We start from the raw sequence: 11,751 nt of genomic DNA on the forward strand, positions 1-11,751 counted from the left end.
CCCTTTGCCTCACGGCTTCACCACCACCGCCGCGTTGGGTGATTCGCCGAACATCTCGGGCGCGTACATCGCTTCCATGCGCGTTTGCGGCAAACCGAAGGTGCCCGGATTGTTCAGGCGCACGGTGTATTCGACGCTGAACGCGCCCTTGGGCAGGTAGCGGTAGTAGGCGCGGTAGGCCTCGAAGCTGCGCTCTTGATACGCCAGCCAGCCGCGCTCGTCGGCGTTCTCGCTTTGCGTGTCCATCGCGCTGTCGCGGCCCAGGCCGCTGCCCAAAAGGGTGGCGCCGCCGGGCACGGGGTCGTTGAGCACGACCCAGGTGGCGTCGGCCTGCACGTCGATGTCGAGCTTGATGCGCAGCACGTCGCCGCGGCTGTACGTGCCCTTCACCTTTTGCTCAACCGGCGTCACCGTCTTGGTGATGCGGTAGCCCGAGCTGAAGGGTTGCAGCACCGGCACCGCCGCCTTGCTGGTGAAGGTGAGCCAGGGCTTGCCGCTGCCGTCGTGCGTGACCTTCACGGTGGTGGCCGCCTTGTTGCCGCCCACGGCAAAGCCCTGCGGCCAGCCGAGTGCCACCGTGCCGCCCGAGGCTTGTTTGGCCCAGTCGAGCAACTGCGCTGATGACGCCGTGCCGCCCGGCTCGAAGCCCACCTGCGAGCGGCCCGCCACCGGGTCGCGCTCGAAGCGCTTCGAGAACGCCTCGATGGCGACCGAGCCCCAGGCGTTGGCCACCGTGGTGGACCAGCGCCCCCATTGCTGGCGCTGCAGCGTGCCCACCACCAGGCGCGGCAGGTCGGTGGCCCAGGCGGGCTTGGTGAGCACGGCGCCGATCATGCGGACGCTGTTGACGTCGCCATTGCTCATCAACCACCACCAGCTGTCGTCGCGCTCGGTCGAGAAGCCCAGCCGAGTGCCCTGCACGTTGAGCCGCGCGCGCAAGATCTGCTCGGCTTCGGTGATGCGCTTGTCGCGATCGGGGATGTCCTTCACGCGGTCGAGCACCATCAGCCAGTCGATCACCGCGCCGGTGGGCCACTGGTTGGGCAGGATCTGGATGGAGCCCAGCATGCGTGGCTGCACGCGGCCGGTGCGGCTCAGGGCTTCGAGCGCGGCCACCTTGCGCACGTCGAGGTCGCCGTTCTTCAAGAAGGCGGGCGCCCAGAACTCGCGCTTCAAGCGGCCCTCGACGAAGGCGATCAGGGCGCGCTCCATCTTGTCGCGCGTGTCGCTCGGGATATTGAAGTCGTAGCCCAGCTTGGTGGCTTCGTCCGAGATCGACAGCAGATAGGCCGTGAGCGAATCGCTGCCCGTGTTGTGCCAACCCGCGCTGGGCGGGAAGTAGTTGGCCAGGCCGTTTTCGTCGAGATAGAGCGGGATCTGCGCGGCGATGGTCTGCCAGTAGGCCGTGTCGCGCAGGCCGATGGCGATGGACGTCTTTTGCTCGAGGCACGACCACGGGTAGCGCAAGAAGAACTCGCGCACGCCGGGCAGGCCATCGGCCAGCTTGGGCTTGAACGCCACTTCGATGCCGCCACGCAGCGCGCCGTCGGCACCCGGCAGCGCCTTCTGCGGCGGCGCGATGGGGATGCTGACTTGCTTGTCGAGCTGCATCAGCGTGGCCTGCTGCACCGTCACGGGTACGGCCTCGGCCACCTTCTGCACGAACTTCATGCGGTCTTGCACGCCGCCGGCTTGAGCGGCCACCTGCCAATCGAGCTGCTTGACGTTGTAGGGCACGGTCACGTCCCACCCGGCCTCGGCCGCGCCGTTGGCTTCGATGTGGATGCGCTGCTCGGGCAAGGCGGACCCGGCTTGACCCGTGAGCACCGCATCCATCGGCTTGCCCGTGGTGTTGCGCAGCGTGAACATCGCGCGGTATTGATCGCCCTCGCGCACCAGCGGCGGCACGCCCGAAACGATCTGCAGGTCTTGCGTGGCGCGGATGCTGGCCGAGCCGGTGCCGAACAGCGCCACGTTCTTGCCCTTGATGGCGTCGGCCACGGCGACGATGCGGAAGCTAGTGAGCGAATCGTTCAGCGGCACCTTGACGACGGCCTCGCCCTTCGCATCGAGCACCACGGACGGGTTCCAGAGCAGCAGCGTGTCGAACAACTCGCGCGTCGGGAACTCGCCGCCCCCGCCACCCGCCGGCGCGGCTTTCTTGCCGTAGTGCCGTTTGCCGATGATCTGCATCTGCGCGGTGGCCGTTTCGATGCCGTAGCCACGCGGCTTGATCATCGCGCCGAGCAGATCCCAGCTGGCGTTGGGGCGCAGCTCAAGCAGGGCTTCGTCCACCGCGGCCAAGGCCACCTCGGTGCCAGCCGGCGCGGGCGAGCCGTCGGGCAGCGTCACCTTCACGCGCACCGTGCTGGTGGCGCGAATCGGGTAGCTCGACTTGTCGGGCGTCACGTCCACCTTGAGCTTGTGCCCGGCGATGCCCACCTGGATCTCGGCGATGCCGTACTTGAACGCCGGCTTGGACAGATCGACCATCGCGGTCGGCTCTTGATATTCCTGCCCCTCGGTGCGCCACGCGTGCCACCACTCGCTGGGCGCGCGCCAGCCCCAGCTGAAGAACGAATACCACGGCACCTCGCGCACACGGCCGCGCACGGCCAGCACCGACACATACACGTTCGGCGCCCACTCGGCCTTGACGGGCACCTCGATGGTCGGGTCCTTGCCGTTCAGCTCGACGGTGAAGGTCTCGATGATGCCGTTGCGCTCCACCGCCACCAGCGCGGTCGCGTGGCGGAAGGGGCTGCGCACCTGAAACTTCGCCGTCTGCCCCGGCTCGTAATTGCGCTGCTCGGGGATCACGTCCATGCGGTCCTGGTTGTCGCCGCCGAACCAGACCTCGCCCTGCCGCGTGACCCACACCGACGAAGCCGAGCGCGCCACGTGGCCGCCGTTGTCCTTGGCTTCGGCGATCAGCTCGACCTGGCCGAGCGTGTTGAGCTCGACCTCGCAGAACACCAGGCCGCGCGCGTCGCTGGTGCCGCTGCACACCTCGCCCAGGTCTTGATCGGCGTTCTGGTTGTCGTAGGCATAGAAGCCGCCCACCAGGCGCTTGCGGGTGGACGAAGTACGGTGCGACACCGCGCGCAGCTTCACGCTCACACCGGCCTGCGGTTTGCCAGCGGTGTCGAGCGCCACCACCTGGGTGCCCACCTTCTGCCGCACCGACACCCACGACTCGGTACGCACGCCCAGCACCACGGCGGCGGGCCACACGGGCAGCGTCTGGCTCAGCGTCTGCACCTCGCCGTTCGGGTCGGCGTAGGTGGCCTGCACCAGCAGCTCGCGCGGCGTCTTCACCTCGGGCAGCTTGGGCAGCGTCACGTTGGCGGCGCCGTTCTTGTCGAGCGTCACCGCGAGCTTGTCGGCCACCAGCTTGTTGCTGTCGTTGCGCGTGTGGGTGAAGCGCTCGTTGTCGTCCTCGTCCACATACTCTTCAGAGAAGAAACCGCGCGCGTTGGGGTCGCGCGGCTCGGCGGGCGGGTCGAAGCGGTAGCCGGGGTAGCGGTCGGTGCGCAGCGCGCTGGCCACATTGGCTTCGCCCAGCTGGGCCGACACGCGCACCGGCAGGCCGGACGCACCACCGCCGTTGCCGTAGTTGATCTGCAAACCCAGCGGCACGTCCTTGGGCTGCACCAGTGCCTCTTTGGGGCCGATGATGCGGCCGGTCATGACCGGCAGGCGGAATTCTTCGACGCGGAAGTCGCCCGTGCCCCACGCACTCAAGCCGCGCACCAGCGACACGTTGTAGACGCCGAGCTTGGCATCTTCGGGGATCTTGAACGTGGTCTCGGCGTAGCGCCCGCCGCGCCACTGCAGCGGGAACTCGAACTGCTGCCCCGAGCCCTCGTGCACGATGCGTACCTGCGTCGGCAACTCGTCGCGATCCACCAGACGCATGCCCGTGAGCGTTTCGGCCCGATGGAAATGCTTCATCGACACGGTCTGCCCGGCGCGCAGCAAGGTGCGGTCGAGCACCGAATGAAAGTGCACCGGCTCGGGGTCGTGGCGGTCGCCGGTGTTGACGTGGAAGCGCCACGCCTCGATGCCCTCGTTCCAGCTCGACCAAACGAAGGCCATGTCGGCGCGGCCTTGCTCGTCGGTCTTGCGCGCGCTGACGAAGTAGCCTTCTTCGCGCCCGCTGCGGCCTGCAGAGCAGTAGTCCCAATCCAGCGGCGGCAGATCCTGGTTGACGAGCGCGAAGCCGTTGCGGTCCGAGTAGCCCTTCCACAGCACCTTGCCTTGGCAGTCGGAGATCTGCAGCGCGGCACCGGCCACCGGCTGGGCCTTGTCCAGCGTGGTGACCCACACGCCCGAGTTCAGCGCGCCCCACTTGAAATGCACGCCCAGGTTGGTGACGAGCACGCTGGTACGCACGAACATCGGCGCGTCGCGGTCGAGCAGGGCTCGGCCCAGGCGCGGCGACTCGATCTCGACCACATGAAAGCCGGGCTGCGGCATCGGGATGCCGATCACCTCGAACGGATGCGGCTCGGTCTTGGCGTTGCTGGGCAGGCTCAGCTTCTTGGCCTCGTGCTGGCGGTTGAGCAGGCTCACGGTGCGCGTCTGCACAAAGGCCGGGTCTTCGGCATCGAAGTAGGGTTCGCCGTCGTCCACCGTGTCGTCGGCGCCGTAGCGCTTGGCCTTGCGTTTGCTGGCCTTGGGCTTGGCCGGCACGGGCAGCTTGATGCCCAGCTCGCTCTGCACCTCGTCGCGCGGCAAGCGCGATTCGTCGTAGCGCTTGACGCGCGCCAGCCAGCCGATGATGGCGGCATCGTCGGCCAGCTTCAGATCGCGCACCGCGCTGCCCGGCAGGTTCAGGCCTTTGACGGCCAGATCGCCTTCGACGTGGCGCACCGTCACCGGCAGCGTCGGTTCGGCGTTGAGTTCGAGGATGCCGAAGGTGGCGCGCGAGAACTTGGCCAGCGGCGGCGCATCGGCCGTGCGCGTCTTGATCGGGAAGGCGCCCGCGTTGCTCAGCGCGCGGCCCGAGTCGTCGCGCAAGTCGCTCGGCAGCTCGATGCTGACGGCGGCGTTCTCGGCAAACGGCGGCGCGAATTCAACCGCCGTCACCGCGCTCTCGGACGGGTCGATCTTGACCTCGCCCTGGTTGCGGCTGAAAAAGTAGAACCACTTGCGCAGGCCGCCGCTTTCCACTTCGACCAGGCGCTCGTTCACGTCACCCCGGTTTTGCTCGACGCGCGGCTTCACGTCGCCATCGGGCGTCTTGAGCACGATGCGCTCGGCCAGCTTGCGCGGCACGGGCGACGAGAACTCGACGCGCAGCGGGCGAATCGGCAGGCAGTCGGCGCGCGCGTTGCTGCGCTCGCAGGTGAAGCTGGCGGTAAAGGGCGGGCGCACCTTGTAGCCCAGGCGCCGATCGGCCGAGTTCGGCACGCCCGACGGCGTGGCGATGCCCTTGGCCCACACCACGCTCACGGTGGCATCGGGCGGCAAGGGGCGCGCGCAACGCACGGTGACCACGCGCTCTTGCTGCGGCACCAGGCCCACGGCCTTGAGGATGTCGGTGCGCGTGGCGCCCGTCACCACGGCCACCGGCAGGCGCTCGCTCACGCCGCTGGCTTCGCACCAGGCGTGCTGCTCGATGCTTTCTTTGGTGGCCGGGCCGTTGAGCAGCAGCGCGAAGATCTGCTCTTCTTCGATCTTGTTGTAGTCGCCGGGCGAGGGGTAGGCGCGCACCACGGCCGGACCGCCGGTGCTGAACTCGAACTGCGTGCTGCCGGTCAGGGCCTCGCCGCCCAGCGATTTGAGCCCCGCCTTGGCGTTGAGCTTGCAGCGCGTGCCGGCGGGCACGTCTTGCGTGAAGTCGTAAACCCAGGTCTTGTCGTCCACCCAGCGGCCGGTGCCGGTGACGGGTTTGTCGTTGGTGCAGCGCACGTCGAGCGGCGCGGGCAGGCGCGGGTCGCCGAAGTTGACCATCGAGTCGCTGAAAGTGGCGCGGGCTTGCCGCACGCGGGCCACCTCGCCTTGCGGCGACACGGTCTGCAGCGTCACGGCCCACAGCGCGCCGGCGCCGCCCAGCGCGGCCACGGCTGCTGCCGCGCCGAGCAGGCGGACGGCGCCGCGCCAACCCGGGCGTTGCCGCCACGAGCGGGTCGATGACGAGGGGTGGTTTTGCGTGTCGGCCATGGGCGTCCTCCTGGGTTCTGGATCCGTGCGTCTTGATGCGCGATGCGCGATTGTGGTACGAAGGCCGTGACATTCGTCGCGCCATTCGGGCGGGCTTCGTCAAAACCCGCTGATGCGGCGTTTGCAAAAAGACCGCAGCGGCGGCAATTTTTGGCGGCTGACGAGGGCGCGTGCCGAGGCCCTGGCGCTCAGGTGCCGATACTGCCTTCTACAGTTCCGCAACGAATCGACAGCGAGGCTGCCGTCATGAGATCTTTGCCCCGAAAAATCGCGCTGGTGTGCATGGGCTTGTCGGCCTGGGTGGGGGCCCTGGCCGCCGAGCTCGAAGGCGTGCCCGTGAAAGAAACCACCGTGCTCGATGGCGCCACGCTCACGCTCAACGGCGCGGCGGTGCTCAAGCGGGGCTATTTCAAGACCAACGTCACCGCGATCTACCTGAGCGAGCCGCGCCACACGATGGACGGCATCTACAAGCTGCACGGCCCGAAGCGCATCGAGCTCACGCTGCTGCGCGACCTGACCGGGCCGATGCTGTCGCGCTACTTCGTGGCGGACTTCAAATCGGCGGCCAGCGAGGCCGAGTTCAAGCAGCTGATTCCCCAAGTGGGCCGGCTGGGCGGCATCTACAGCGCCATCGGCAAGATCAGCAAGGGCGACGTGGTTCGCATGGACTGGCACCCCGGCGTGGGCATCACGGGCAGCATCAACGGCAAGCCGCTGGTGGATGCCAGCGAGGCCATGAACAGCGAGCTGATGTTCCAGATTTTCTTGCGCATGTACATGATGACCCCTGGCTGCGGCCCCGACTACACCCAGGCGTTGCTCGGCGCCTGACCCGGTTTTCGGCAGGCGCCTGACCTGCCGCCACGCGGCGCGCAAGCCCTTGACGCAACCACTTTTGCGCCCCCTGAAAAGCACCTGCGCCGGTGTTAAAAATGTCGCGCCAAGCCGTTATGCTTGCGCACTGGTGCCGCGAAATTTCCGCTTGCCGAGGCGACGCTCGCCCACCCCGTGCCGCGCTCCGGCGCGCACGAGTCGAACCCCTGGTTCTCGTCGGCCCGGCATTCATTGCAATCCATTTACTTGCTACCGAGGAACAAACATGAGCTTCTCCATCGAAAACAAGCTGGGCGACCTGCTGGACAACGAAACCACCAAGGCCATTCTTGAAAAGCATATGCCCGGCATCTCGACCCACCCGCAAATCGGCATGGGTCGCGGCTTCCCGCTGTCGGTGGTGGCCAACTTCTCGGGCGGCCTGATCACCAAGGAACTGCTCGAAAAGGTCAACGCCGAGCTGGCCACCCTGGGCTGATCCGCCGCCTTGCGCAACGTGGCCGTGCAGCCGTCACGGTCGCGTCAAGAAACCCGCCGACTCGTCCGAGTTCGGCGGGTTTTTACTTAGGGACGGCATACACTGCGAGGCGAAAAAAATAAAACAGCGCCAGGCTCGAACCTGATGGGGGAGACAACACCCGCTGGAGCCCGAAATGAATGCCGTCAAAGTGTCCTCGTTGTCCCGCCCCTCTTCGCCCGCCCTCGCTCGCGCTCTCGCCCCCACCGACTCGACACCGCCCAGCCTGGATGGCGTCTACACCCGCACCCTGGCGGGCCATCAAGAGGTGTTGCTCGAACGCACCTTGCTCGACCCCGCCGAGCGCCGTCTGTTGCGCATGGTGACGGGCCTGACGCCGCTCGGCGTGCTGACGCCGCAAGCCAGCGGCATCGACGACCCGGTGGCCGCCGCCAGCCGTCTGCTCGAAGTGGGTCTGATCGAGCCGGTCGACCCCGCCGCGCTGGGTTGCGACGCAGCCTGACGCCGGGCCGGGCGCTCAGGCTTCGGCGCCACCCGGCGCCATCCAGTCGATCTGCTGGCGCAACAGCTGCGCCTGCCCCGCCCAGTAGGCCGGGCTGTCGAACCACGGAAACGCCACCGGAAAGGCCGGGTCGCGCCAGCGCCGCGCGATCCAGGCGCTGTGGTGCAGCAGCCGCAAGGTGCGCAGCGGCTCGATGAGGCGCAGCTCGCGGTCGTCGAACTCGCGCACCTGCTCGTAGCCGCCGAGCAGCGCGTCGAGCTGGTGCCGCCGCTCCGCCGGGTCGGCACCCAGCATCATCCAGAGGTCCTGCACGGCCGGCGCGGTGCCGGTGTCGTCGAGGTCAACAAAGTGCGGGCCGTCGGGCGTCCAGAGCAGGTTGCCGACGTGGCAGTCGCCGTGCACGCGCAGCCAGCGCAGGTCGGGCAGGGCGTCGAAGGCCGCCTGGGCCAAGTCCAGGGCCTCGTCCGCCGCGCCGCGCCAGGCGCCGATCTGCTCGGGCGGCACCACGTCGTGCTCGATCAGCCAGTCGCGCGCGCCGCGGCCCAGCGTGGCCACGTCGAGCCGCGGGCGGTGCGCGAAGGGCTCGGTCGTCCCCACGTTGTGCAGGCGCCCCAGCAAACGGCCCAGCCAGGCCAGCACCTCGGGGTCTTCGAGGTTGGGCGCGCGCCCGCCACGGCGCGGCGCCGCCGCCCAGCGTAGCGCGCCGCGCCGCGCCAAGGTGGGCGGCGTGCCCAGCAGGGTGGGGGCGTCGGGGCCTTCGGTGTGATCCGGGTGATCGGGTTGCAGCACCAGGGGCGCCACCATGGGCACCTCGGCCTCGGCGAGCTGGCGGGCGAAGGCGTGTTCTTCGAGGATGGCGGCGTCGCTCCAGCGCCCGGCGCGGTAGAACTTGGCGACGATCACGGCGCCGTCTTCGAGGTGCACCTGGAAGACGCGGTTCTCGTAGGAGTTGAGCTGCAGCAGCCGGCCGTCGCCGCGCAGGCCCACGGCGTCGAGCGCGTCGAGCACGGCGGCGGGGGTGAGATCGGCGTAGGGCGTGTCGGCCGTGGGGGCGTCGGCCGCTTCGTGCGGGGCGGGGTGGGGCGTGCAGGGCATCGCCCGATGGTACGTCGGGGTCGCGGCCCGCGTGGCGCGCTTCAGGCGCGGGCGCGCCGCTCGAAGGGCTGGCCGCCCACGTAGCGTTCGAGCACGGCCAGCAAGGCTTCTCTCGAGAACGGTTTGGCGAGGTGATCGTTCATGCCGGCTTCGAGGCAGCGCTGGCGATCGGCGTCGTGGGCGTTGGCGGTGAGGGCCACGATGGGCACGCGCTGCCAGGCGCGCTGCTGTTCGCGGCGACGAATCTGCCGCGTGGCCTCGAAGCCGTCCATGCCCGGCATCTGGCAGTCCATCAGCACCAGGTCGGCCTGACGCCGCTCCAGCCATTCGACGGCGGCCAGGCCGTCGGCCACGGAGGTCACGGCCACGCCGGCCTGCTGCAGGATGGCCTCGGCCACCAGGGCGTTGACGGGGTTGTCCTCGACCAGCAGCACTTGCACGCCCGGGCCGGCCCACAAGCTGGGTTGATCGGGTTCGAGCGCCGAGACGGCGGGCTCGTCCACCCGGGACAGCGGCAGCGCGAAGGCGAAGGTCGAGCCCTCGTCGGGCTGACTCGCGCAGGTCAGCTCGCCGCCCATGGCCTGGCAGAGCTTGCGCGAGATGGTCAGGCCCAGGCCGGTGCCGGCGTGGCGTCGGGCGAAGGTGCTCTCGACCTGGTGAAAGGCCTCGAAAATGCGCGCCACCTCGCGGGCGTCGATGCCGATGCCGGTGTCTTGCACGGCGAAGTGCACCTCGCCCTCGCACTCGCCGGCGCGCACCCGCAGCGCCACCCGACCGTGCTCGGTGAACTTGATGGCGTTGCTCAGCAGGTTGAGCGCCACCTGACGCAGGCGGGCCGGGTCGCCCAGCACGGTGCAGGGTCGCGGCAGCTCGTATTGCAGCGACAGGCTCAGGCCCTTCTGCGCGGCGGCCACCGACAGCACGCCGATCACTTCGTCCACCAGCGCCGACAGCTCGAAGCGCTTGTTCTCGACGCGCAGGTAGCCGGCCTCGATCTTGGAGAAGTCGAGCACGTCGTTGATGACGGTGAGCAGGTGGTCGCCCGAGCGTTGCAGCAGCTCGAGCCTGTTGCGCGCCAGCGGGCGGTGCTCGTCGTCGTGCAGCATGCGCGCCAGCCCCAGGATGCCGTGCAGCGGCGTACGCATCTCGTGGCTCATGGTGGCCAGGAACCGGCTCTTGGCCTCGCTGTGGTGCTCGGCCAGCGCCAGCGCCTGCTCGCGTTCCTTGGCGACGCGCTCGGTGGTGTAGCGCAGCGTGAGCAGCTCGGTCACGCGGCGCTGCGCGCGCTTGGCCTCGAGCAGCAGGATGGTCATGAACACCAGCAAGCCGACCGAGGTGAAGGCACCGAATCGATTGCCCAGCAGCCCGCAATAGACGATGTTGGGCAGCGTCATGGGCACGATCAGCGCGGCCACCGCGCGCAGGTCGATGGCCAGGGCAAACGAGCCGATGGCGCCGATGCCCAGGGTCGCGCCGATGGTGATGGCCATGACGTCGGCGCGATCCGCGGGCGACACCAGCCACACCGCCGCGCCCCACACCAGGCCGTCGAGAAAGGCCAGCAGCACCGCGCAGCGGTACCAGTGCTCCTGGCTGCGATTGCTGGCCTGACCGTAGCGCATGGCCTGCAACCAGCGCGGCACCAGCACCACGCATTTGGCAACCAGCCAAGGCCAGACCAGCGACGACTGGAGCATCGGCGCAAGCAGCCAGCACATCATGGCGGCGAAGGCGCCGGCCACCAGCACCGTGACGCGCACATGGCTGTAGAGCATGCGGATGCGGTCGCGCCGCACCAACTGGTCGATGGGCAGATCGACGGGCGCGGCAGCCGCCCCGGGTTCAGGAGCGACTCCCACCAGCGTCAAAGGAGGGGGGGTGGCGGACTTCACGCTTCGTATGGTCGTGGCGACGACGCGGCCGCGCGCACAGGATTTCACCCAGTTGCCGGCCACGAAGCGTGAAATCGTTCCAGTCCCTACCCCCGCGATCGGGGGGCGAGAAGAGACCTACGGCGTTGGCAGATACAGCCACCAGGCGCGGCTGCGCTCGGCAAAGGCTTGCGCGGCGGGCGCCCATTCGGCGCGGATCTGCGCCGGCTCGCGCCCCTCGCGCAGCGCTTGCAGCACGGCGCGCGAGCCGATCATGCCGGCGGTCTTGTCGAGCTCGAAGCGGGCGCCGTAGAGGTGCTGCAGCGCCGCTGTCAGCTCGATGCCGAGCTCGACGGCACGCAAGGCGCCGCGGTCGGTGATGGTGAAGCGCACGCCCTGGCAGGGCTGCCCCTTGTAGGGCGACTCGGTGGGCGTGAAGCTCACCGGCGCCACGCTCACGCCGGGCAGCTTGCGCGCGCGCAACTCGCGGGCCAGCACGGCGCCGTCCACCCACGGCGCCCCGATCCACTCGAACGGATGCTCGGTGCCGCGCGCCACGCTGACGTTGGCGCCCTCCACCAAGGCCACGCCGGGGTACAGCGCGGTTTGCGCGAGGGTGCGCAGGTTGGGGCTGGGCGGCACCCAGTCGAGATGGGTCTGGTCGTACCACGCGTTGCGGCGATAGCCCTGCATGGCCACCACGCGCAGGTCGGCGCCGATCTGTTGCTCGGCATTGATCAGCCGCGCCAGCTCGCCGAGCGTGAGGCCGTGTTGCACGGGCAGGGGGTGGCAGCCGGTGA

The 11,751-nt window shown here is 68.9% G+C and carries 7 protein-coding genes; 3 read left to right on the forward strand and 4 right to left on the reverse strand.

Annotated features, from left to right (window positions below; translation table 11 throughout):
- Positions 1–9: 9 nt before the first annotated feature.
- Entirely contained in the window at positions 10–6,168 is a 6,159-nt protein-coding gene (locus ACE3SS_RS09290; RefSeq protein WP_374593190.1) for an alpha-2-macroglobulin, read from the reverse strand.
- Between the two features lie 246 nt (positions 6,169–6,414).
- Here ACE3SS_RS09290 and ACE3SS_RS09295 point away from each other — a divergent pair, with 246 nt between their 5' ends.
- From ACE3SS_RS09295 to ACE3SS_RS09305, 3 genes are all read left to right on the forward strand, one after another.
- On the forward strand, positions 6,415–7,002 hold the full coding sequence (locus ACE3SS_RS09295; protein WP_374593192.1) for a chalcone isomerase family protein: 588 nt from the start codon (positions 6,415–6,417) through the stop codon (positions 7,000–7,002).
- Positions 7,003–7,270: 268 nt separating this feature from the next.
- Positions 7,271–7,483, forward strand: coding sequence for a hypothetical protein (locus ACE3SS_RS09300; protein ID WP_374593194.1), 213 nt, complete (start codon positions 7,271–7,273; stop codon positions 7,481–7,483).
- A gap of 175 nt (positions 7,484–7,658) precedes the next feature.
- Entirely contained in the window at positions 7,659–7,985 is a 327-nt protein-coding gene (locus ACE3SS_RS09305) for a hypothetical protein (RefSeq protein WP_374593196.1), read from the forward strand.
- A 15-nt stretch (positions 7,986–8,000) separates the two neighbouring features.
- On the opposite strand, the gene ACE3SS_RS09310 is transcribed toward ACE3SS_RS09305, so the two are convergent.
- The 3 genes from ACE3SS_RS09310 to ACE3SS_RS09320 form a co-directional block, all read right to left on the reverse strand.
- Positions 8,001–9,080 carry a serine/threonine protein kinase gene (locus tag ACE3SS_RS09310; protein WP_374593198.1) on the reverse strand — a complete coding sequence of 360 codons (1,080 nt, stop codon included), beginning with the start codon at positions 9,078–9,080 and terminating at the stop codon, positions 8,001–8,003.
- Between the two features lie 41 nt (positions 9,081–9,121).
- Entirely contained in the window at positions 9,122–10,972 is a 1,851-nt protein-coding gene (locus ACE3SS_RS09315; protein ID WP_374593200.1) for a response regulator, read from the reverse strand.
- A 117-nt stretch (positions 10,973–11,089) separates the two neighbouring features.
- A partial coding sequence (locus ACE3SS_RS09320) for a DUF1343 domain-containing protein (RefSeq protein ID WP_374593202.1) occupies positions 11,090–11,751 on the reverse strand: 662 nt, incomplete at its 5' end.

The organism is Aquabacterium sp. (assembly GCF_041915145.1).
Lineage (GTDB): Bacteria > Pseudomonadota > Gammaproteobacteria > Burkholderiales > Burkholderiaceae_C > Aquabacterium.